Source organism: Mycobacterium sp. 1423905.2 (assembly GCF_001673155.1).
Lineage (GTDB): Bacteria > Actinomycetota > Actinomycetes > Mycobacteriales > Mycobacteriaceae > Mycobacterium.
Window position 1 is genome coordinate 1 of sequence record NZ_LZLE01000021.1, and the last position, 22,278, is coordinate 22,278.

At 64.7% G+C, this 22,278-nt stretch carries 22 protein-coding genes and 2 tRNA genes; 14 read left to right on the plus strand and 10 right to left on the minus strand.

The window, feature by feature from the left end; genetic code table 11:
- Positions 1-961: helicase HerA-like domain-containing protein (locus A9W95_RS01195; protein ID WP_156745944.1), on the minus strand; the 961-nt coding region annotated here is incomplete at its 3' end.
- Positions 962-1,060: 99 nt separating this feature from the next.
- On the opposite strand from A9W95_RS01195, the gene orn reads away from it, so the two are divergent.
- From orn to A9W95_RS01210, 4 genes are all read left to right on the plus strand, one after another.
- Positions 1,061-1,708, plus strand: coding sequence for an oligoribonuclease (gene orn / locus A9W95_RS01200; RefSeq protein ID WP_067408831.1), 648 nt, complete (start codon positions 1,061-1,063; stop codon positions 1,706-1,708).
- Between the two features lie 51 nt (positions 1,709-1,759).
- A tRNA-His gene (locus A9W95_RS01205) sits at positions 1,760-1,835 on the plus strand.
- Between the two features lie 140 nt (positions 1,836-1,975).
- Complete coding sequence (locus tag A9W95_RS28185; RefSeq protein WP_256388880.1) at positions 1,976-2,104, plus strand: hypothetical protein; 129 nt, start codon at positions 1,976-1,978, stop codon at positions 2,102-2,104.
- Positions 2,105-2,123: 19 nt separating this feature from the next.
- Positions 2,124-2,303, plus strand: coding sequence for a hypothetical protein (locus A9W95_RS01210; RefSeq protein WP_156745945.1), 180 nt, complete (start codon positions 2,124-2,126; stop codon positions 2,301-2,303).
- A 23-nt stretch (positions 2,304-2,326) separates the two neighbouring features.
- Here the strand turns inward: A9W95_RS01210 and A9W95_RS01215 are convergent, their stop codons facing one another.
- The 3 genes from A9W95_RS01215 to A9W95_RS01225 all read right to left on the minus strand — a co-directional run bounded on the left by A9W95_RS01215 (position 2,327) and on the right by A9W95_RS01225 (position 6,960).
- Positions 2,327-3,526, minus strand: coding sequence for an Ig-like domain-containing protein (locus A9W95_RS01215; protein ID WP_067408833.1), 1,200 nt, complete (start codon positions 3,524-3,526; stop codon positions 2,327-2,329).
- A 166-nt stretch (positions 3,527-3,692) separates the two neighbouring features.
- On the minus strand, positions 3,693-4,595 hold the full coding sequence (locus tag A9W95_RS01220) for a DMT family transporter (RefSeq protein WP_067408848.1): 903 nt from the start codon (positions 4,593-4,595) through the stop codon (positions 3,693-3,695).
- A 10-nt stretch (positions 4,596-4,605) separates the two neighbouring features.
- Positions 4,606-6,960: an MMPL family transporter gene (locus A9W95_RS01225; protein ID WP_067408834.1), complete on the minus strand. Its 2,355-nt coding sequence runs from the start codon at positions 6,958-6,960 to the stop codon at positions 4,606-4,608.
- Between the two features lie 280 nt (positions 6,961-7,240).
- On the opposite strand from A9W95_RS01225, the gene A9W95_RS01230 reads away from it, so the two are divergent.
- The 5 genes from A9W95_RS01230 (at position 7,241) to A9W95_RS01250 (ending at position 11,721) form a co-directional block, all read left to right on the plus strand.
- Entirely contained in the window at positions 7,241-8,479 is a 1,239-nt protein-coding gene (locus A9W95_RS01230) for a GNAT family N-acetyltransferase (protein ID WP_067408835.1), read from the plus strand.
- 99 nt (positions 8,480-8,578) lie between these two features.
- Positions 8,579-8,651: transfer RNA gene (locus tag A9W95_RS01235), tRNA-Lys, on the plus strand.
- 140 nt (positions 8,652-8,791) lie between these two features.
- Positions 8,792-9,352, plus strand: a complete 561-nt coding sequence (locus A9W95_RS01240) for a hypothetical protein (protein WP_067408849.1) — start codon at positions 8,792-8,794, stop codon at positions 9,350-9,352.
- A 21-nt stretch (positions 9,353-9,373) separates the two neighbouring features.
- Complete coding sequence (locus A9W95_RS01245) at positions 9,374-10,687, plus strand: peroxidase (protein WP_067408836.1); 1,314 nt, start codon at positions 9,374-9,376, stop codon at positions 10,685-10,687.
- A gap of 20 nt (positions 10,688-10,707) precedes the next feature.
- On the plus strand, positions 10,708-11,721 hold the full coding sequence (locus A9W95_RS01250; RefSeq protein WP_067408837.1) for a hypothetical protein: 1,014 nt from the start codon (positions 10,708-10,710) through the stop codon (positions 11,719-11,721).
- A gap of 35 nt (positions 11,722-11,756) precedes the next feature.
- Here A9W95_RS01250 and A9W95_RS01255 read toward each other — a convergent pair whose 3' ends face one another.
- Genes A9W95_RS01255 through A9W95_RS01265 form a run of 3 tightly spaced genes read right to left on the minus strand, consistent with a single transcriptional unit; the run spans position 11,757 to position 14,487 of the window.
- Positions 11,757-12,587, minus strand: a complete 831-nt coding sequence (locus A9W95_RS01255) for an ABC transporter permease (RefSeq protein WP_067408838.1) — start codon at positions 12,585-12,587, stop codon at positions 11,757-11,759.
- A complete protein-coding gene (locus tag A9W95_RS01260) occupies positions 12,584-13,756 on the minus strand; it encodes an ABC transporter substrate-binding protein (RefSeq protein WP_067408839.1) in 1,173 nt (390 codons plus the stop codon). Before A9W95_RS01260 ends, A9W95_RS01255 begins: the two co-directional genes overlap by 4 nt.
- Positions 13,753-14,487 carry an ABC transporter ATP-binding protein gene (locus A9W95_RS01265; RefSeq protein ID WP_067408840.1) on the minus strand — a complete coding sequence of 245 codons (735 nt, stop codon included), beginning with the start codon at positions 14,485-14,487 and terminating at the stop codon, positions 13,753-13,755. Before A9W95_RS01265 ends, A9W95_RS01260 begins: the two co-directional genes overlap by 4 nt.
- A gap of 452 nt (positions 14,488-14,939) precedes the next feature.
- On the opposite strand from A9W95_RS01265, the gene A9W95_RS01270 reads away from it, so the two are divergent.
- Positions 14,940-16,679 carry a DUF3556 domain-containing protein gene (locus A9W95_RS01270; RefSeq protein ID WP_067408841.1) on the plus strand — a complete coding sequence of 580 codons (1,740 nt, stop codon included), beginning with the start codon at positions 14,940-14,942 and terminating at the stop codon, positions 16,677-16,679.
- 125 nt (positions 16,680-16,804) lie between these two features.
- Here the strand turns inward: A9W95_RS01270 and A9W95_RS01275 are convergent, their stop codons facing one another.
- Entirely contained in the window at positions 16,805-17,032 is a 228-nt protein-coding gene (locus A9W95_RS01275; RefSeq protein ID WP_067408842.1) for a DUF3618 domain-containing protein, read from the minus strand.
- Positions 17,033-17,140: 108 nt separating this feature from the next.
- Between A9W95_RS01275 and bcp the strand changes: the two genes are divergently transcribed.
- Both bcp and A9W95_RS01285 read left to right on the plus strand, forming a co-directional pair.
- Positions 17,141-17,614, plus strand: coding sequence for a thioredoxin-dependent thiol peroxidase (gene bcp, locus A9W95_RS01280; protein WP_067408843.1), 474 nt, complete (start codon positions 17,141-17,143; stop codon positions 17,612-17,614).
- A gap of 10 nt (positions 17,615-17,624) precedes the next feature.
- Positions 17,625-18,161 (plus strand): DUF3060 domain-containing protein, encoded by a 537-nt coding sequence (locus tag A9W95_RS01285; RefSeq protein ID WP_156745946.1) that lies wholly within the window; start codon positions 17,625-17,627, stop codon positions 18,159-18,161.
- Between the two features lie 11 nt (positions 18,162-18,172).
- On the opposite strand, the gene A9W95_RS01290 is transcribed toward A9W95_RS01285, so the two are convergent.
- Positions 18,173-19,507, minus strand: a complete 1,335-nt coding sequence (locus tag A9W95_RS01290; protein ID WP_067408845.1) for a dipeptidase — start codon at positions 19,505-19,507, stop codon at positions 18,173-18,175.
- A gap of 37 nt (positions 19,508-19,544) precedes the next feature.
- Here A9W95_RS01290 and macS point away from each other — a divergent pair, with 37 nt between their 5' ends.
- Positions 19,545-20,684 carry a MacS family sensor histidine kinase gene (macS, locus tag A9W95_RS01295; RefSeq protein WP_067408846.1) on the plus strand — a complete coding sequence of 380 codons (1,140 nt, stop codon included), beginning with the start codon at positions 19,545-19,547 and terminating at the stop codon, positions 20,682-20,684.
- The gene (locus A9W95_RS01300; RefSeq protein ID WP_067408850.1) at positions 20,681-21,337 is read left to right on the plus strand and encodes a response regulator transcription factor; all 657 of its coding nucleotides are present in this window, start codon (positions 20,681-20,683) and stop codon (positions 21,335-21,337) included. Before macS ends, A9W95_RS01300 begins: the two co-directional genes overlap by 4 nt.
- Before the next feature lie 6 nt (positions 21,338-21,343).
- Here A9W95_RS01300 and A9W95_RS27090 read toward each other — a convergent pair.
- A partial coding sequence (locus tag A9W95_RS27090; protein WP_172826522.1) for an FAD/NAD(P)-binding oxidoreductase occupies positions 21,344-22,278 on the minus strand: 935 nt, incomplete at its 5' end.

Genomic DNA, 22,278 nt, shown 5'->3' on the forward strand with positions numbered 1-22,278 from the left:
CCCCGACGCCCTTGGAGCGAATCAGCTTGACGGTCTGCTCTACCTGCTCGAGGAACGCTTTCGAGGCGTCGGCGAACAGCAGGTGTGCCTCGTCGAAGAAGAACACCAGCTTCGGCTTGTCCAGGTCCCCCACTTCGGGCAAGAACGTGAACAGGTCGGCCAGAACCCACATCAGAAAGGTGGAGAACAGCACCGGCCGCAACGACTGGCTGCCGAATTCGAGCAGCGTAATGACGCCGCGTCCCTGATCATCCTGGCGCATCAGGTCGTCCGGATTGAGCTCGGGCTCGCCGAAGAAGGTGTCGGCACCCTCGGCTTCCAGATTCACCAACGCCCGCAGGATGACACCGGCCGTCGTCGGCGACACCGCGCCAAGCGATTTCAGCGCAGCCTTGCCCTCAGCGCTGAGCAGGTGGCTGATGACCTCCCGCAGATCCTTCAAGTCCAGCAGCGCATAACCGTTCTGGTCAGCCCAGTGGAAGATCAGACCGAGCGTGGATTCTTGAGTGGCGTTGAGCCCCAACACTTTCGCCAGCAGAATCGGTCCGAAGCTGGAGATGGTCGCGCGCACCGGAACTCCGACACCTTCGGTGCCCAGCGAGAAGAACTCCACCGGGTAGGCCGTCGGTTCCCAGTTGTCGCCCGTGTCTTTCGCGCGCGCAACGGTTTTCTCGTTGGGCTGGCCCGGACGGGACAAGCCGGACAGATCGCCTTTGACGTCGGCCATCAACACAGCCACCCCTGCGGCGCTGAGCTGTTCGGCGATGAGCTGCAAGGTCTTGGTCTTGCCGGTTCCCGTGGCACCGGCCACCAGTCCGTGCCGGTTGATAGTGGCCAGCGGGATGCGAATGGGAGCCGACGCATCGGAATGGCCGTCCACGACGACAGTGCCTAGTTCCAGAGCCTGGCCTTCGACGGCATATCCCGCCGAAATGCGCTGCGCCGCCGATTCGCTACTCATCGCGCCTTCCCCCGGTTCGAGCGTCCAGTAGGGCAAACCTCACCCTACTTGTCAGGGGGAGAAACGTCCGAGTCTCGCCTGGGCTTTACGCTGAGCGCTGTGCGCGACGAATTGGTGTGGATCGATTGCGAGATGACCGGGCTTAACCTGGGCTCGGACAAATTGATCGAAATCGCTGCCCTGGTCACCGACGCCGATCTGAACATCCTCGGCGACGGCGTCGACGTGGTGATTCATGCCGAAGACGCGGCGCTGTCCGCCATGATCGACGTCGTCACCGAGATGCACACCCGATCCGGGCTGATCGAGGAAGTCAAGGCGTCCACCGTCGACCTGCCCACCGCGGAGAAGATGGTGCTCGACTACATCAACGAGCACGTCAAGCAACCTAGGACGGCGCCGTTGGCGGGCAACTCGATCGCGACCGACCGCTCGTTCATCGCCCGCGACATGCCCCAACTCGACGCTTTTCTGCACTACCGCATGATCGATGTCAGCTCGATCAAGGAGTTGTGCCGGCGCTGGTACCCGCGGATCTACTTCGGCCAACCGCCCAAAGGGCTCGCCCACCGGGCGCTGGCCGACATTCGGGAGTCCATCCGCGAATTGCAGTTCTACCGGCGCACCGCATTCGTCACCCCGCCCGGGCCTTCTACCAGCGAGATCGCCGCGGTGGTCGAGGATTTGCAAGACGGCGGGGGCGCGGTGGATGATTCCGATTCGGCCGGTGAGCGTCCGAGCGGTTAATATCGACGTCGCCGCTCGTTAGCCCGCTTCCGGGGCCCGCTGGCGGCCATGGTGAGTGTAGTTCAGTTGGTAGAGCACCAGGTTGTGATCCTGGGGGTCGCGGGTTCGAGTCCCGTCACTCACCCCAATACGACGGATTCGTCAGTTGCACCGTCAGGGTAGTGACGATTCCATAATTTCTGTGATCGGTAGCGCAGAGATCGCTGTCTAGTTGCCTCACAAGCCGGAACCAAGGCGGGCAGGCAACTCAGAAAGGACAGCACACGGATGAGCAGCACTCGCATCACGCGCACACTCGCCGGGGCATTGCTCTCCGGCGGCATCGCCGTCGCGGGCGTGGGGCTCGGCGCCGGCTTACACCTACCCGATCGGCGTGTGCAACGGCATGGCGTGTAGCTACGAATGGTGCCCGGGCATGCCACTGCCCACCACATTCGGCACTCCGAACTGGGACATGGGCACCTGCCACCACTTCATGATCGGCACCATGAACGAGCACTCACCGGCGTGGGTGAGCAACGGCGGCGCCAACAGACAAGTCGCCGCCATGCTCATCGAGGGCGACCCCGGCCCCTGCCCCGGTTGCGTCAGCTAACCCCCGGAGCCGGGGGCGACGTGCTAGTCGTTGGCGTTACCCGCGCGCCACTGCTCCCACGGGATGTTCCAGTCCCCCAAGCCCTCTGTGCCCGGCAGCGTGCCGCCCACGGTATTCATCACCTCGACGATGTCGCCGCGCTTGATGTGGTCGTAGAACCACTGCGCGTTGCTGGGGCTCACGTTGAGACATCCGTGGCTGGTGTTCGTATGCCCCTGCGCACCCACCGACCACGGCGCGGAATGCACGAACACCCCGCTGTAGGAGATCTGCGTCGCCCAGTCCACGTCGGTGCGGTAGCCGTTGGGCGAATTGACCGGCACGCCGTAGGTGGACGAGTCCATGATGATGTGCTTGAACCGCGCGCCGACGGTGTAGATGCCGTTGGCCGTCGGCGTGCTGTCTTTGCCCATCGACGTGGGCATCGTCTTGACGACTTCTCCGTTGACGCGCACGGTCACGATCTTGGTGGTGTCGTCGGCCGTGGCGATCACCTCGTCGCCGATGGTGAAGTGCGTCTTGACGTTGTCCTCGCCGAACATGCCGTCGCCCAGGTCGACGCCGTAGGTGTTGACCGCGACGTCGATGTTGGTGCCCGGCTTCCAGAATCGTTCTGGGCGCCAACGGACTTCGCGATTGTTCAACCAGTAGAACGCGCCCTCGACGGGCGGGTTGGTGGTGATCTTGACGGCCTTCTCGGCGGCTAGGCGGTTGGCGATGTTCTCGTCGAAGCGGATGGCCACGGGTTGACCGACCCCGACGACTTCACCGTCACCGGGCACCACGTAAGGCATCGTCAAGTGCGCGGGCGAGCTGGTTTGGAACGCCATCTGACGAGTGGCCGCGCCACCGAGGCCGAGCGCCTTGGCGTTCAGCGTGTAGCGCCGGTTGTAGCCGAGCTGTTCGGTGGTCTGCCAGCGCAGCCCGTCGGGGCTGAGCTGGCCACTGATCGACCGGCCGTTGTCGTTGACCATGGTGACCGACGCCAGCACACCATCGGCAACCGTCACCGTCACCGGCGTATCCACGGTGACACCCACCGCGCCGTCGGTCACCGAGGCGGTGAGCTTCGGGACAAGCAGGTCGGCGAAGGGTGTGCCCTTGTCGACGATCACCTTCGCCGGCGCGGCGGAACCGCCCCCGCCGCCGCAGGCGACAGCCAACACAGCAACCGGGATCATGGCCATCACCAGCCACAATCGTCGTCTGCGCAAAGGCGTCATTCAGTGACCTTCCAGAAAACTCCAATATTGTGGTCACCGCTGACCAGGACAGTGGAAGCATTCTAAAGGGTTTTTCGCCCGGCCCATGCCGACATTGGCGGCAAAGCGGCGAAACGATTCTGCTTTGCGACTGCTTCGGCGGCTGAGCGCGCGCAGCAACGTCTTCCTACGCCGGTTTGCCTACCGCATCGTCAGGAGCCGACTCGCTCAGCTCCGCGGCGCTGACCGCTTCGACGCGAGCGAGCTTGATGATGGCCGCCATCATCACGGCCGCCGCCGCCACCAAGGCGATCATTCCGAGGCGCCCGGGAGTCAGCGTCTCGTCGAGCACAGTGATGCCGAGCACGGCCGCGACGACCGGTTGGGAGACCTGCAACGTCGGCATGGAGGCGGTCAACGGTCCAGCCCGGAACGCCGACTGGCTCCAGACGAAACCACCCAACGCCACCGCCACACAGGCATACAGCTCAGGGGCTTGGAACACCGCCCACGGGCCGTCGGCGAGCCGGGCGACGACCTCCTTGGTCAGCACCCCGAACACTCCCCACAGCGAACCGGACACGAACGCGTACAGCACGGCCGCGACGACGCCACCCCGGACTCGGCCCGCCGCGACGCACACGATCAACAGCGGCCCGAGCACGACGGCCACGACAGCCCACGTCGCCAGCGATGCGTCGGTCCGACCGGCCTGCGGGTTACCGACGGTGACGACGATGACCACCGCAGCGGTAAGCAGGCCAGCCCAAAGCCACTGGCCAGCCGTGACGGTCCGGTGCGACAACTTGGCACTGATCGGCAACGCGAACAACAACGACAGCATCAGCAGCGCCTGCACCAGCAACACCGAACCCTGACCCAGAGCGGCCGCTTGCAACGCGATACTGGCCGCCAGCAACAGCGTTCCCCACCGCCACCACCGATTGCGCAACAGGCTGGCGAACAAGGCAACGGGGCCGACTGATTCGTCGGTGATCCCGTGCGCCGCGCGTTGCTGCAGTGCGTCACCGATCGCGATGCACAGCGCAGAAGCTAGTGCCAGTAAAGCGGCGGCGATATCCGTTTGCATCGTCAAGGCGCTACCCACCGTCACTCGCGGATGCGGTAACCCGTTCCTCATCGGGTTCCGGGGATTCGGACGCGTCGGCGGCCCAGCGCCGCCGACCGACCGCGGCAGCGTCGGCTTCACCGGTCGCCAGCCGGTGCTGCAGCCAGCTCAACGGTCCCGGCGCCCACCATGTCCAGCGGCCCAGCAGGTGGATGGAGGCCGGCACCAGAACCATCCGGACCAGCGTGGCGTCGGCCAGCACGGCAAGCGTCAGGCCCACACCCAGCATCCGCATGAACGACACGTGCGCGGGAATGAGCGCGGCGAAGGAGATGGACATCACGACGGCGGCACTGGTGACCACGCGTCCGATGCCGGCCAAACCCAATGCCGTGCTCTCGTCGGTGTCGGCCCGCGCCTCCTCCGCACTCGGGCGCTGGCCGCGGTCGGCTTGAGCGGCCAGCCAGTACTCGTGGATCCGCGAGACCAAGAACACCTCGTAATCCATGGCAAGACCAAAAGCGATGCAGAACAACAACATCGGGATGTTGGCGTTCAACGTTCCGTTGGGTGTGGTGCCCAGTGCGCCGAGATGGCCGTCCTGGAAGATCCACACCATGGCACCGAACGCGGCCGTCAGCGACAACAGGTTGCACCCCAACGCCTGCAGCGGCAACACCACACTGCCGGTGAGCAAGAAGAGCAGAGTGAAGGTGATCAGCGCGATCAGCCCGAGCACCATGGGCAGCCGCTTGGTGATCGCGTCGACGCTGTCGCGGTTGACCTGTGCCAACCCGGCCATTTCTACGGCGCGACCCGCCGGTCCTTTGACCGCGTGTAATCGGTCCAGTTGGGCGGCCGAGGCCTGTGAGTACAGCGGCGCGGTGGTGGCCACGGTCAGAAAGGCGCTGCCGTTCGCCAAGCCGGTCGGCGCCGCGGGCGGACCTGTCAGCGAGCCGGCCACAAAGGTGCCAGTCGGCGCCGTGACGGCGGAGACGTCCGGTACCCGCGACAGTTCGACGGCGAAGCGCTCCAACTCGGCGGGGGTCACACCTTTGGCATCGGGCACGACGACGGTCACCGCGGTGCCCAGTCCGGTGGGGAAGTCGTTGTCCAGCATGTCGGCGACTTGGCGCGCCGACGCGGCTTCGGGCAGCACCCGCTCGTCGGGGAAGCCCCACTTCACCCCGAGGAACGGCGCGCCCAGCACTAGCAGCAGGGCCACCACGCTCAGCCCGACCGGCACGGCGTGACGCAACACGAACTTGGTCGATCGGTACCAGAACACCGAGTGGACCGGTCGGTGCGCGTGGTCCCGTAACCACTTGGCGCGGGGCAACATCCGACGTGCGAATCGACGAGCGTCCAGCGCGTCGAGCCGCGGGCCCAGCACCACGATGGCCGCCGGGGTCACCAGCACCGCCGCGGCGGCGACAATGACCGCGGTGACCACCATGGTGTAGGCCGACGATTTCAAGAAGTACATCGGGAACAACGCCATGACCGACATCGACAGCCCGACAGTCAAGGCAGAGAACAGCACGGTGCGGCCTGCGGTGGACATCGTCCGCAGCAGCGCCTGGTCCCGGTCGTCCGTCCGCGCCAGCTCTTCGCGGTAGCGGCTGATGATCAGCAGGTTGTAGTCGATCGCCAGCGCCAGACCCATCGCGACGCTGAGATCCAGTGCGTACGTCGACACGTCGGTTGCGAAGCTGACCAGCCGCAAGACCGACAACGTGCCGACGATGGCGAGCACGCCGACGACGATGGGCAGGGCGGCCGCCACCACACCGCCCAACACCCACACCAGAACCGCGAAGCTCAGCGGTACCGCGATGGCCTCCATCAGCACCAGGTCGCGTTGGTTCTGTTGATTGATCTGGGCGTAGGCCACCGCCATGCCACCGGCGCGCACGGTGACACCGTCGCGATCGTGCACCAACTGCCGGGTCAGGTCGCTGGCGTACGTCTGCGCGTTGTTCTCCCCGCCTTTCAGGGCGGCCACGATCATCCCGGATTTGCCGTCCTTGCTGATGAGCTGCGTGGCGGCCTGCGGCGGCACGGTCCACGCCGACGAGACGTCCAAGACCCACGGCGAGTGTTTGAGGTGATCGACGATGTCGGTGGCGACCCGGCGCGACGGATCGCTGCGGACCCCGCCGGGAGAGGTGACGACAATCAGCATCTTTTGATCGGTCTGGCCGAATCGATCCTTGAGCAGTTCGGAAGCCCGCGCAGACTCTGAGGTCGGGTCCTGGAAGCCACCGGCTGACAGGCTGTTGATCACGGGTATGCCGAACACCGCGGCGCCCAACAGCACCAGCACGGCCACCGCGATGATGCGCCGCGGCGCCGCGATCGCAAGTCGAGTGATTGCTTGCAGCATTCGAGTCCTTCCGGTGCCGGTTCCCGGGGAACTTCTATACCCACACCAACGTCGTCTGATCCTTTCAGCATCTTTCAACAGCGCTACGCCGCGATGCTTCCCGGGATCGCCAGGCGTGGCCGTCTCCGGTCGCCTCGGTGGGCACCTTCCCGCACGGCGTTGTAACGTTTGGCGATCCAGCACTCGGGTATCGGACGGGGTCAGTACCCTCAGGGCAGAACGCTTCTAAACGAGCGTCACGGCGCCGATTCACCTGAGCCGACAGCGAATTGGACGAGCAATGAACACGACAGACGGCGCCATCAAGGTCAGACATCCCACCGAGGACGATTGGCTGGCCGTCTACGAGAACCAGGCCGGCGCGTACGGGGTTACGGTCGACCCGGGCGACGTCGAAGCGTGGAAACGACGCGTCAACCTCCACGACATCCTCATTGCCGAGGACGTCTCCGATCCGCAACAGCCTTTCGTGGTCGGAACCTCGCTTTACTACCGGCTTCAGCTGACGGTTCCCGGCGGCGCGAGTCTGGAAGCGGCCTGGCTGGCGATGATCGCCGTCGCCGCGACGCATCAAGGCAAAGGGATCTGGCAACGGCTCAGCATCGAAGGTTTCGGAATTCTGCAGAACCGTGGTGTTCCCATTCTTTGCGGTGTCCCCACCCAGCCAACTGTCTACGAAATTCTGGGCGCCGGGGTGGCCAGCTACGCCCGGACCTACGACATCGAGCCGCGGTTCACCGAGCTGCGAACCAAGCCCAGCAAGTGCTTGGCCCGGACGGTGAACGTGTCGCAGGCCGCACAATTGCTGCCTGCGCTCTATGACCGTTGGTTCGCCGCCACCCCCGGGGCGCTGAGCCGGGACCGCGCGTGGTGGGACGACGTCTTAGAAGACAGGATCACGCAGCGGGAGAACGGATCCGCGCTCAATTTCATCGTCCATCCCGACGGCTTCCTGACGTACCGGGTGAACGGAGCCTCGCCACACGCGTTCCGGCGACCCTTCGGCACCGTGGTGGTTCAAGACTTCTGCGCCATCACCAACGAAGCCCACACCGAGCTACTCGCCACGCTGATCGGCTCCAAGACCTTCGACAACATAGTGATCGAGTTGCCGTCCGACGACCCGCTTCTGCTCAAATTGAAGAACCAGCTCGCTGCGAAGACCGTCAACATGAGCGACTTCCTGTGGTTACGGATCATGGACGTCCCCCAGGCGCTCGACACACGAACGTACTCCGCCGACGTCGACCTCGTGCTGGAGGTCACAGATCCCTTGAGCGTCGCCGGGGGCCGGTTCCGGCTGCAGGTTCGCGACGGTGTCGGCAAAAGCGAACCGTATGACGGCCCTGCCGACGTCGAAATCGGACTGGCCGACCTGGGAACGATCTACATGGGCGCGCATCGAGCGTTGGAACTGCATCGAGCCAACCGCATCACCGAACTCCGTCCAGGCGCGCTGCGGGATCTCGATGATGCGTTCCGTACCGAACGGTCACCGTACTGCGGCACGCTGTTCTGACGACTTCCCGCGGATAACCAGCGGTCAAGCGAGTGAGCGGGATTTCGCGCTGCGGCGCATCGCCTGTTATTGTCGCGTACGCGGTCTTGGCCGTCTTAGGCGCCGTTAGCTCAGTTGGTAGAGCAGCTGACTCTTAATCAGCGGGTCCGGGGTTCGAAACCCTGACGGCGCACTTTTCGTAGAGCGCCCCGATCTGGGGCCGCTCGTCTCCTGAACTCGGCCTTCGTCCTGCCGTCGGCCTATGGCCGCAAACCCTTGAAGATCGCCGAGCAAGTGCTAGTGTCCGGCTCACGGCGCGACGCGGGAGTGACGATGGCGGCATCTGATTTCGACTGGAGCAAACCGGCGGCGGTCGCCATCCCCAAGGAGGGGTACTTCGAGCTGCAGCGCGGGCGCTATGGACCCATCTATCCTCGCACCCCGGCCTGCTACGGCTTTTCGATAATCGCCAAAGTCAAACCGGGTCGCGAAGAGGCGGTTCGCTCCTATGGCCGCCAGCTCGAAGAGGCAATCAAGGCCGATCCCGACGTGCTCGCCCCGCTGAAACTGCACTACTTGCGCTGGCAGCTGTTCGATGCGGGATCCGGCCTGCATTTTCAGTACCAAGGCATCTTCGACACCGACTTCGACAAATACACCGAGGACGCGGTGCAACTGTTCAGTCAAACCGGGATCACCACCGTCTTCACGAACCTCGAGGGATTCCCCGAGGACTGGAGAGAAAACCCCGAAGCGTTCATCAACTTCGTCCGAGAGCATCAGGTGCCGAGTTTCTTGGAGTACGGCGAATATCCCTACGTCACAGCGGAAGAGGTCAAGAAGGCGCTCCGGCTGAAGGCGGCTTTCCAAACGATGCTCGACGAAATGCAATGAGAAGCATCGAAGCTCACGCCCATGCTAGAACTAGACGACATCCAGCACATCTTGCTCACCCGTACCCCGGCCATGACAGGTCGTTACGAATTCCTGTCGTTTGACGAGCCCGCGGGGGGACGAACCTGGCTTTCGGAACTGGTCGAGATCGTCGAGTCGGCTGCGTCCGTCCGCGAAACCATGGACAGCGCGAAGCGTTGGGTCACACTGGGGTTCACTTGGAACGGATTGCGGGCACTCGGTGTGCCGGAACATTCGCTCGAAACCTTTCCTCAAGAGTTTCGTCAAGGCATGGCGGCCAGGGCGGATATTCTCGGTGACACCGGGCGCAACCACCCCGACCATTGGATCGGCGGGTTGGCCGATGCTGATCTGCACGCGATTGCGATACTCTTCGCACGTGACGACGCCGAGCATGCCAGCGCCACCACAGCCCACGACGAACTGGTGGCGCGGTGCGACGGCGTACGCCGGTTATCGTACCTCGACCTGAACGCGACACCGCCGTTCAACTACGCCCACGACCACTTCGGCTTTCGAGATCGACTGTCACAGCCCGTGATTGAGGGATCAGGCGAAGAACCCACGCCGGGCTCCGGCGCGGCGCTGAAAGCCGGGGAGTTCATCCTCGGGTATCCGGACGAGCTCGGACCAGTCGCCACTCTGCCCGAACCAGCCGAACTATCGCGCAACGGCACCTACGCGGCATATCGACGATTACAGGAGCATGTCGGATTATTCCGCGACTACCTTCGTGCTCACTCCAATACGCCAGAAGACGAAGAGTTATTGGCCGCGAAATTCATGGGCCGCTGGCGCAGTGGCGCTCCGCTGGTCTTGGCTCCCGACAAGGACGATCCTGAGTTAGGCGCAGACCCTCTGCGGAACAACGACTTCAACTACCAAGAGATGGACCCACACGGATACGCGTGCCCGTTAGGTGCGCACGCCAGACGGCTCAACCCTCGAGACACCGCACCAAACATGAACCGTCACCGTATGATTCGGCGCGGCGCCACCTACGGACCGGCGCTGCCCGAGGGTGAGCCCGACGATGGGGCGGACCGTGGGATCGCCGCCTTTATCATCTGCGCCAGTCTGATCCGGCAATTCGAATTCGCTCAGAACGTCTGGATCAACGATCAAACGTTTCACGAATTGGGCAATGAGCGCGATCCTATTTGCGGAATACAAGACGGCACAATGGAATTCAAGGTTCCGAAGCGGCCGATCCGCCGGACCCTCAAGGGACTGCCGGCTTTCACCACGCTCACGGGTGGGGCTTACTTCTTCCTACCCGGCATCAAAGCTATGCGGTACATCGCGAATCTCTGATTGAACATCAAGGACAAAACGTGAGCACATCGCCTGCCGCAAGAACGTACAACCAGTCCCACATCGCCCGCCCGCACACCCGCGGGCGGCGGATGAGCATTTACTGGACCTGGAGCTACCCGTGGGAGTCACAACGCAACATCGAGACACTCGACAATCGTTTCTCCACGATGACGGAAGTTCGCAGGGCGGCATGGCCCAACTACGAGACGTCCGAGTGGGATGAGGCCAGCTTCCTCCAGGGCATCGCCGGGACGTTGGAACTCTTCCACCGCTCCACCCTGGCATTTCAAGAAGTGGCAGGCGAAGTTACCGGCCACCCCGTCGCAGTGTTCCAACGCGTCGATCAGGCCGGCTACAAGCAGTTGATCGACGAACGCATATTGTCCGACACCGATACATTGATGGTCTTCGGACTCGATCATGTGTTGGGCGAAGAAGCAGCAGAACTCGACGAAGTCGCGGCCATCCGCGACTGGCTGAAACGGGAAGGAACATGCCTGTTGCTTGCCCCGCACCACGACGTGGGATTCACCGACGACTTGGTGCAGCGGCAAACCGAGTACTCGCACCATGGAGATCCCCTGGTACCGCGCCAGCAGCGGTTCAGCGCGTACACGCGCTCGCTGATGGAGGCACTCGACATCCCCATCCGCAACATCTGGGGACTTCGCCCGGCAGTCGTGCCAGGTACCAAGGAGATCGCACCGCTCACCGGGTTCCGCGATCTCGACACGCCCGGATTGCTGGACGACGTGACGACGCTCAACTTCCATCCACATCTGCCGCACTATGAAGTGATTCCCGGCGCGGACAAGTCAGTGCATGTCCTGGGCAGGCAACGCGTCGATCCAGACCGCCCTCACCCCTTCACCGAAGCGGGCAACGTCGATTTCAATGCGCTGCTGTGGATGCCGCCGTCCGGGCAGCGAGCCGGTGACATCGTGGTCCTGGACTCCACCAATTTCACGACGCTATTCGGCGGCACAGACAGCCTCAAGAATCTATGGCGCAACCTCGCGACGATGAAGTGAGCGGAGAGACGGCTCCTGATTCCTAAGCAATCGATTCAGCGATGCGCGCCTGAGCCCTGCAGCGCCCGCCGCGCGACTAAATCCAGGATGTAGCCGATCACGCCGATGACCACAATCACGGCGACGACCTGTCCGTAGGCGAGTTGGTCGCGGGCGTTGAGGATCTGATAACCCAAACCCGAACGCACTCCGAGCATCTCGGCGGGTACCAGTACCACCCATGCGATTCCCAGCGCGACGCGCAATCCCGTCTGCAGGTGACCTCTGATGGCCGGCAACACGATTACCGTCAGTTGCTCGATTCGGCTGGCGCCAAATGATCTGGCCACTTGCAAGTGGCCCGGGTCGACCGCATGTACGCCGGCGGCGGTGTTGATCAGGATCGGCCACACCGACGCTGCGGCGATCAGGAAAACGACCGGCTCATTGCCAATCCCGAACAGCGCCACCGAGATCGGCGCCCAGGACAGCGGCGAGATCATGCGAAGGAACTGCACCACCGGACGGGTGGCGCGGTCGGCTATATCGTTCATCCCAATGAGCAGGCCCGCGGGTATGCCGATGACGGCGCCAACGAGCAAGCCGATCAGCAACCGCCACAGGCTGATTCCCGTGTCGGGCAGCAACACGCCTCGGTTGAACAGGTCGGCCAGCGCTTGCACCACTTTCACCGGCGTGGTCTCCCGCAACAACGACTGTGACGGAGCCAGCACCGCGGTGCCTAACCACCACACCGCGATCGCCAGTGCGATCGCCAATGTCGGGGGCCACCAGCGTTGCAACAGTGACCATCTGGCGGCTGTCGGTGCGCCCGGCTGTCCGGGTGCCGGCAGGCCCGTCGTGGTGCTGGTTTGTTCGAGAGTCATCGCGGTTGTACCTGTTCGGTGCGAGTGAGGTCGGAGGGAATGCCAAACGCTTGGGGGCCACCGTGTGCGCTCAGAGCGGTCCGCACGAAGCTGTCGACCACCAGTTCCGAGTGCACGGCCGCGGGGTCGAGCCGATCGAGGAAGTTGCGGTCGCCGTCGACGACGGTGTCGTGCATGGCCTCCACGAGTCGCCGGGTGAAGCTTGGAAACGGGAACGGTTGAAATCCGAGGCGCTGCGGTTGCCAGTCCGGGTGTTGGAATCGGTAGTCCTGGGCGCGGTACGTCAGCGCGGTCTTGATCGCCGGCAATGGTTGTGGCAGGTAGGCACCTTTGGACATGGTCGCGGCGGCGACCGGGCGGTCGGTGCTGATGCGCTGCTGGGCGCCGACGATCGAGTTGACCAGCGAGGCGGCGGCCTCGGGTCGGTGCTCGATCAGGTCGTCATGGGCCAAGACCACGCAGCAGGCGTGGTCGCGCCAGACATCGCCCAGGAAGGTGTGAATGCGGCCGATCTTGCGCACCTGGGCCATGGCGTTGAAGGGATCGGCCACGACATATCCGCTGATCGACCGGTTCGCCAGCGCCGGCACCATGTCCGACGGGCTCATGACGATGAGCTCGACCGTGCGGGCGCTGCGCGATGCGCTGCGGCGTACCACCGGGACCAAATCGTGGGCGCGCAACAGTTGCTGCAGGATGATGTTGTGGATCGACCACCAGAACGGGATGGCCACCTGCGTCCCGGCCAGCTGCCCGAGATCAGTGATGTGGGGCGCGACCGTCAATGCTGACCCGTTGGTGTGATTCCAGCTCAGCACCCGCACCGGGCTCTTCAGCAGGAACCTCAGTTGGATGGCCGTCGGCATCAGCATGTGCACGGCGTCGACCTGCCGGGTGACGAAAGCTTCGGCCAACGACGCCCAGCTGCGAAACAACACGGGCTTGGCCGGGCTGACCACGCCCCGCTGGTAAAGGCCGTCGGCGTGCGCGATGAGCAGTGGTGCCGCGTCGGTGATCGGCAGGTAGCCGACCCGCAGCTGCCCACTGGTGTTGGTGCGGTCGACGCTGGCCGCGCGCGCCAGATCGGTGATCCCGGCCAAACCACCAGCGGCGGCTACCGCGACCGTACCGGCGAGCAATGACCGCCGGCTGACCAAGCCCGCGGTCATTGTTCGACCAGGCGGTAGTGGTCCAGAATCTGCTGCCTGAGTTCCTCGTTGCCGCTGCGCACCGCTGCGGTGACGGCTGGCTGCCATTCCCGCCGGATCCGCCCGTCGGGACCGAGCAATACGACGCGGCTGGCCAACAACAGTGCCTCGTCGACGTCATGGGTGACCAGGACGATGGTGATATTCAGCTCGGCGGCCAGCTTGGCCAGCCACGATTGCAAATCGGCGCGGATGGCAGGATCCAGTGCGCTGAACGGCTCGTCCAGCAGCAGCAGCCGGGGGCGGGTGGCGACGGCGCGGATGATTGCGACACGTTGTGCCTGGCCGCCGGACAGCTGATCGGGATAGCGGTCGGCCACGCGTTCGAGGTCGAATTGGCGCAGCAGTTCCTCTGCGTAGGAGCGTTGGAACGAATTCTTGTGCGCGGCGAAGCGCCCGGCGAGCATGACGTTCTCACCGGCGGTCAGCCACGGCAGGAGCAGCGCCTGCTGGAAGACGACGCCGGTGTGCGGCCGGGTCACGCCACTGCCGTTGGACCATTCGACGGTTCCGGAGGTCAGCTTCTCCAAGCCGGCGATGACCCGCAGCAGGGTTGATTTTCCGCTGCCGCTGCGACCCAAGATGGCCAGGAAGTCGCCGTCGTCGATGGTCAGGTTGATGTCGCTGAGGGCATTGGTGTCGCCGTCGAAACTCTTGTACCCGCCGACGATCTGTACGGTGCCAGTTCCCACGTGAGCGTTCCTTTCGAGGGTCACTGGTACGGAGAAACGCCGCGCCCGGGGGCGCGACACCAGGGCCACGGTGCCATTGCAGCGGCGACTGTGTCTAACGGACCGGTGCGTGGCTGCGCCGATGCGGGTACCGGGGCGTGGTCCACGCTGCCCGGCCGTCCCACCGTCCACACTGCCGACGAGGGACTCTCTGCGCGCTCAAAAACACTGCAGCGCATTGTCTTTGGCCTGTGAGGCGAGCGGCCTTTGGTTGGCGTACCGGTCGTGTCCTGTGTCCTCGTCTGGCGCCGGCATCGGCCATAGCTGTTCTCTCGAAATTCAATCCCGTTGATTGCAACGAACTGGCCGGCATCCCCAACAATCTGCTGTCGCATTCGAGGTGGTGAGGAGTATTTTCTGTCACACAGACCGGCGTTCGTCGCCCTCCACCGAGTCGCGCCGAAGGAGCTTCCATGGGGTTCATCCAGCCCAACCTGCCCGTTGTCGACATGGCCGAATGGAGCACGCGAACACGCGCCGAGCGCATCGTGCCGATGGCGCGTCACATTGCCGAGAACGGCTTCGGCACCCCCCTGGTGATGCATGTGATGTATGGCGTGAAGATAGGGCTTTACATCCTCGGCTGCTGGCTGTTCGCGCTGACGACCAAAGGCGTTGACGGTTTCACGAACGTCGGTTCCTGGTGGTCGGAACCCGTCGTGTTTCAGAAGGCCGTTCTCTACACGATGTTGTTCGAAGTCGTCGGTCTCGGCTGCTGCTTCGGTCCGCTTGCGGGACGCTACTTTCCGCCGATGGGTTCGGTTCTGTACTGGCTGCGTCCGGGCACCATTCGCTTACCGCCATGGCCGGCCCGGGTGCCATTGACCAAAGGCGCAAACAGGACCGGGTTCGACGCCTTGCTTTACGCCGCGCTTCTCGTATCGCTGGTCAACGCGCTGGTTTCTGACGGCACCGGTCCAATTCCAGAGCTGCACACGGCAATCGGCGTGCTGCCGCGGTGGCAGACCGTGGCGATCCTCTTGGTGTTGGCCGCTATCAGCCTGCGCGACAAAGTGATTTTCTTGGCCGCGCGCGCCGAGGTGTACGGGCCGCTGGCGCTGGTGTTTCTGTTCTCCGGGGCGGACATCGTCGTCGGCGCCAAGCTCGTCTTCGTGGTGATCTGGTTGGGTGCGGCTACCTCCAAGCTCACCAAGCACTTTCCGTTCGTGATCTCGACAATGCTGGCCAACAATCCGTTCATCCCCTCGGGTGCCTTCAAGCGGTCGTTGTTCAAGCGGTATCCGGACGATCTGCGCCCCAGCCGATTGGCGGGCGTCATCGCCCACTTCTCCACGGCGGTCGAAGGGCTGGTGCCTCTGGTCTTGTTCTTCTCCGGCGGCGGCTGGCCGACGACCATCGCGGCGTTCGTCATGATCGTCTTCCACTTGAACATCTTGCTGGCGTTCCCGATGGGTGTGCCGCTGGAGTGGAATGTCTTCATGATCTTCGGGGTGTTGGCGCTGTTTGTCGCTCATGCCGACGTGGGTGTGGCCGATCTGCGAAGCCCGTGGCCCATTGTGCTGTTCACGCTGATGGTCGCGACCGTAGTCGTCGGAAACCTGTACCCGCGCAAGGTTTCTTTCCTGCCTGGCATGCGGTATTACGCCGGCAATTGGGATACCACGTTGTGGTGCGTCAAGCCTTCGGCCGACGAGAAATTCCGCACCGGCTCGCGCGCGCTCGGACCGATGTATCACCTACAGCTCGAGCGGTTGTACCGAAGCAAGGAAGCCGCTCAGATACCCCTGCACCTCGGGTTCGCATTCCGCGGCATGAACACCCACGGGCGTGCCCTGTTCACGTTGGCGCACCGGGCGATGGCCGGCTACGACGAAGATGACTACAACGTCTGCGAAGGCGAAACCCTGTGCTCGGTGATCCTGGGATGGAACTTCGGCGACGGGCATATGCACAACGAGTGCCTCATCGAGGCGCTACAGGAGCGGTGCGGATTCGAACCCGGCGAGGTCCGGGTGGTGATTCTCGACGCGCAGCCTATCCATGTCCAGAGGCAGGAGTACCGACTCGTCGACGCCGCGACAGGAGAGTTCGAGCGCGGCTATTTCGAGGTTGACGACATGGTCACCAGCCAGCCGTGGGCCGATGATCTGCCAGTGCACGTACAACGCAGCACCGGCGCGGGCATGGTGTGACTGCTCGGTGTGAGGCCGTCGAGCGTGCGGCGACGGACTTGAGCGTGCGCCCAGGGCGCCATATCGCCGAATTCCCCGCCCTGGCTACACAGCCGACGCCGTGGATTCACCCTCGACCAAGCGGCTCAGCGATTCCTCACGCGATGGACCACCACCACGACGACAAGAGCTCCCACCCCAGCCAAGGACACCGTCACGGCGGGCTTCTTGACGAATTCGATCAGTCGAGCCTTGACATCGTCGGCCAGACGCCGCGGGTTGGCGCGCTCGGCCAGCGAGTCGACGGTCGCGGCCAGCTGGTCGCGGGCGACGTCGATCTCCTTCTTGATGGTCTCGGGATCGCGGTCCGCCACGTGTCTATCCTCCAAGTCGCCCACATTGGGTGCTCATTGCCCTGCCCCGCACTACCCTAAATCAGCCGGTGCAGGGCCTAACGCTCCGGTGAACAGAAAGGACGCACCTTGACCGAGACCGCACGGCTTGCCCCCGGAGACAAAGCTCCTGCCTTTACTCTGCCCGACGCCGATGGCAACAAAGTGTCGCTGGCCGACTACCAGGGACGCCGCGTCATCGTGTACTTCTACCCGGCGGCTTCGACGCCCGGTTGCACCAAACAGGCCTGCGACTTCCGCGACAACCTGCACGAACTCAACGACGCCGGCCTCGATGTCGTCGGCATCTCTCCGGACAAACCGGAGAAGCTGGCCAAGTTCCGCGACGCCGAAGGGCTGACCTTCCCGTTGCTCTCCGACCCCGAGCGCAAGGTGCTGACCGCCTACGGCGCCTACGGCGAGAAGAAGATGTACGGCAAGACTGTGCAGGGCGTCATCCGGTCGACGTTCGTCGTCGACGAGAAGGGCAAGATCGCAGCTGCGCAGTACGCCGTCAAGGCCACCGGCCACGTCGCCAAACTCCGGCGCGACCTGTCCGTCTAGCGAGACCGTCGTGACCGGTAAAGCGGGTGATTCAGCGATGGATCCCGACGACCCTGAGCAACACATCCGCAATCTGGAGCAGAGAGCCGGCCAGCCGCCAGGGCCCAGTCCGCAGCCGCCCAGCGGGAACGATGACTCACTGGTGCGGTGGTGGCGAGGCGCCGCCGGCTATCTGAACACGCCCGCGAGACGACGGGTAGTGGTGTTCACCGCCGCCGCCGTGGTCGCCATCGCGTTGTTCGTCGCGTACTCACACCACAAGACGACCGTGCACGGCAACCTCGTGATGATCAATAGCGGCGCCAAGGACTCGATCGAATGCAACGACGGCAGCATAAAGCTGGACGGCGACAACAACGCGTACATCATCACCGGCCACTGCCGCAGGCTCGAGGTTTTCGGCAGCGCGAACCACGTCACCGTCGACAGCGCTGACACCATCGACATCTTCGGCGACGACAACGAGGTGACGTACCACTCGGGCTATCCGAGGATCAACAAAACCGGTAACAACGACACCGTCTTTCAGCGCCCGAACAGCCGTTGACGCGCGGTGCGTCAGGTCAGACTCGCCAGCAGCAGCGCCTCGGCGATCGCCGCGCGCTCCAACACACCCAGGTGCAGGCTCTCGTTGATGCTGTGCGCCTGCGTGTTCGGGTCCTCCACCCCCGTGACCAGAATTTTGGCCTGCGGGAAAGCGGCGGCGAACTCGGCGATGAACGGAATCGATCCACCCATCCCCATATCGATCGGCGGTGCACCCCATGCTTCGCGGAAGGCCTCCCGCGCCGCGTCATAGACAGTCCCGCTCGCCTCGACGGCATAGGGCTGACCGATTTCACCGCGTGTGACCGTCACTTCGGCACCCCACGGCGCGTGCCTTCGCAAGTGGTCTTCCAGCGCATCCAGATGCGCGGCGGCGTCACCGCCGGGAGCTACGCGCATGCTGATCTTGGCGCGGGCGCGGGGAATCAGCGTATTCGATGACGCCGCAACCGAAGTCGTGTCGATGCCGATCACGGTGATCGCCGGCTTGGCCCAAAGCCGTTGCGGCACTGACCCGGACCCGATCTCGGACACACCGTCGAGTAGGCCGGAATCGGCGCGGACCCGTTCCGGCGGATATTCGGGGAAGTTCAGGTTGGTGATATCGGTTTCGTGCAAGCCGCGGACGGCCACATTGCCGGCGTCGTCATGCAAGCTGGCCAGCAGACGAACCAGCACGCTCAGGGCGTCGGGAATGACGCCGCCCCACAGGCCGGAGTGCAGTCCATGGTCCAGCGTGGCCACCTCGACGACGCAGTCCGCCAATCCCCGCAGCGACACCGTCAACGCCGGCACGTCGCTACTCCAGTTGTCCGAGTCGGCGATGACGATCACGTCGGCGGCCAGCGCGTCGCGGTGCGCGGCGAGCAACCGGCCCAGAGTCGGCGACCCCGACTCTTCCTCACCCTCGACAAACACCGTCACACCCACCGGCGGCCGGCCGCCATGCGCGCGGAACGCCGCCAGATGCGTTGCGATACCGGCCTTGTCGTCGGCGGTCCCCCGACCGTAGAGGCGGCCGTTGCGTTCGGTCGGCTCGAACGGCTCCGATTGCCACTGCCCGCGATCACCCTCGGGCTGAACGTCGTGGTGGGCATACAACAACACCGTGGGAGCACCTGCCGGCGCCGGGTGATGCGCGATCACCGCCGGCGCACCACCTTCGCGGACGATCCGTACGTCGCCAAAACCGGCCTCGGCCAATAGGTCTGCGACCGTTTGGGCGCTGCGGTGCACCTCGTCACGCCGACCCGGGTCGGCCCATACCGATTCGATGCGCACCAGATCCTCGAGGTCGCGCCGCACCGACGGCAGCACCTCCCGTACCCGCTCAACCAGTTCCGTCATGATTCCGAGGCTAGTGGGTGCCCTTTAAGCTGGCCGTGTGCCGAGCGACGGTCCGGACCCGACGACACCGCTATGGCGGGCCGCGCAGTTGTTCCGGCTGCTCACCTGCATGTACGCGCTGGGCTTCCATATCGCGGTCAACTCGGATTTGCGCCGACCCGCCCTGGGCTGGGTGTTGTTCGCCGTGTTGATCGGCTGGAGCGCGGCTTGCGCGGTCGCGTATCTGCGGGGATTCGGGCGGCGACCGGGCTGGGTGCTCAGCGAAGTGATCGTCGTGGTGCTGCTCATGGCGTCGACGAATGTGGTCGCCTCCGGGCAGTGGGCGCTGAACAACCAGACCTGGCCCACCACGCTGTGGGCCAGCAACGCCACCATTTCCGCCGCGCTGCAATTCGGCCCGGCCGGCGGCATGTTGACCGGCATCGTCGTCACCGCCACCCACGAAGCCGTCCGCGGCTACGTCAACGTTAACCTGGGCCGCAACGCCACCATCATTGTCGAGCTGGCCGTCGGCCTGGCCGTCGGAATGGCGGCCCGCACCGCCCGGCGCGCCCACCGCGAACTGCAACGAGCGGCTCAACTGTCGGCCGCGGTGGAACAACGCGAGCGGCTGTCACGCCAGGTGCACGACGGCGTCATCCAAGTCCTGGCATTGGTCGCCAAACGGGGCAACGAGATCGGCGGTAGCACCGCAGAACTGGCCCGGCTCGCCGGTGAGCAGGAACGCACCCTGCGCAGCTGGCTCACCGCCGCCGACATGGAGGTCGACGGTGACGCCGCCACGACGCTCGACCTGCGCACGTTGCTGCGCCGCCGGGAATCCGACCGGGTGTCGATGAGCCTGCCCGGCACCCCGGTGCTGTTGACCCGAGAACTGGCCGACGAGCTGGACGCCGCGGTCGGCAATGCGCTGGACAACGTGCGACTGCACGCCGGACCGAACGCCCGCGCCTTCGTACTACTGGAAGACCTTGGCGATTCGGTGACGGTGAGCATCCGCGACGACGGTGTGGGCATCGCCGCCGGCCGCCTGGCGGAAGCGGCCAGCCAGGGACGCCTCGGCGTATCCCAGTCGATTGTGGGACGGTTGATATCGCTCGGTGGTAGCGCCGAGGTGCACAGTGAGGTCGGCGAGGGAACCGAGTGGGAGTTGCGGGTGCCGCGGAGGACGACATGAGTGCAGACGGCGCGCCTACGGTGATGGTCGTCGACGACCATCCGATCTGGCGCGACGCGGTGGCCCGTGACCTGGCCGACGACGGGTTCGACGTGGTCGCCACCGCTGAGGGCGTGGCGGCGGCGCGCCGCCGGGCGGCGGTGGTCAAGCCGGACGTAGTGGTGATGGACATGCGACTCGCCGACGGCGACGGCGTGGCGGCCACCAGGGAAGTGCTCGAAGTCTCACCCGCGTCGCGTGTGCTGGTGTTGTCGGCTTCCGACGAACGCGACGACGTCTTAGAGGCCGTCAAGGCCGGGGCGACCGGCTATCTGGTCAAGAGCGCATCGAAATCGGAGTTGGCCGACGCGGTGCGGGCCACCGCGGCCGGCCGCGCGGTGTTCACGCCCAGCCTGGCCGGGTTGGTGTTGGGTGAATACCGGCGCATCGCCCAGACTCCCAACGCGGGCCCGGCCACCCCGAGCCTGACCGAGCGAGAGACCGAAGTATTGCGTTACGTCGCAAAAGGCATGTCCGCCAGACAGATTGCGCAGAAACTCTCACTGAGCCACCGCACGGTGGAAAACCATGTGCAGGCGACGTTTCGCAAGCTGCAAGTCGCCAATCGGGTGGAACTGACCCGCTACGCCATCGAACACGGGCTCGACCAGTAACCCTCGTCAGACCCTGCCGTTGAGGATCAGCTTCCAGTACATGGCGGGCAAGGCGAAGCGGTCGAACGCCCAGGCACTGCGCCGCGGTTTCAGCGGGTCGAGGAACGAGGGCAGCGACGACGTCACCGCCCCGGAGCGGTCGAATTCGCCGGCGATCAGCCGGTGCGCATCGGTCGCGATCGGTGCCACGGTGTAGCCGTCGTAGTCGGTGAACTCTTTGCCGCTCCGGGCGGCCAGCAAGTTGTCCACCAAGATCGCCACCTGCCGGCGCAGCGCCCCGCCGGACGGATCGGTGTCAACGGCGGCGCCGTCGCCGATCGCCCACACGTCGGGCTGAGTGCGGTGCCGGAACGTTTTCGGATCGATGTCGACCAACCCATGCGGCTGATCCCCGGTGAGACCCGACTCAGCGATCCACTTGGGCCCACGGAACGGCGGCACCAGGTGGAGCATGTCGTAGCCCAGCTCGGTGGAAGTGCCGCCGGTCACGGTGATGCGTCGTTGCGCGGGGTGCACGGCGGTCACCGCGGTGTTACCGATCACCCGGACGTTGAGGTCGCTCAGCAGGCGGCCCAGTCGCTCGTCGAGGTCGGGGACACCTAAGAAGTCGGCACGGTCGATGACCAGCGTCATGCTCACGTCGCACCGATTGCGCTTCCAGTGCGCGGCCGCGAGGAACAGCGGCTTGACCGTGGTGCCGGTGCAGCTGACCGGGGGTCGCGGCACGGTGAATACCGCGTGCTGGCCGCTGCGCACGGCCTGCACAAGTTGCCACGTCTTCTCGGCGCGGTCGAGGTAATTGCTCGCCACCGCGGGATCGTCGGCCGCGGCTTGGAGATCGGGCAGCGCGTCGTCATCCGGGACCAGGCCGGCGCAGACGATCAGCTCGCGATACCGGTACGTCAGGCCCGAGGCACACCGCACCGTGTGTTGAGCGGGGT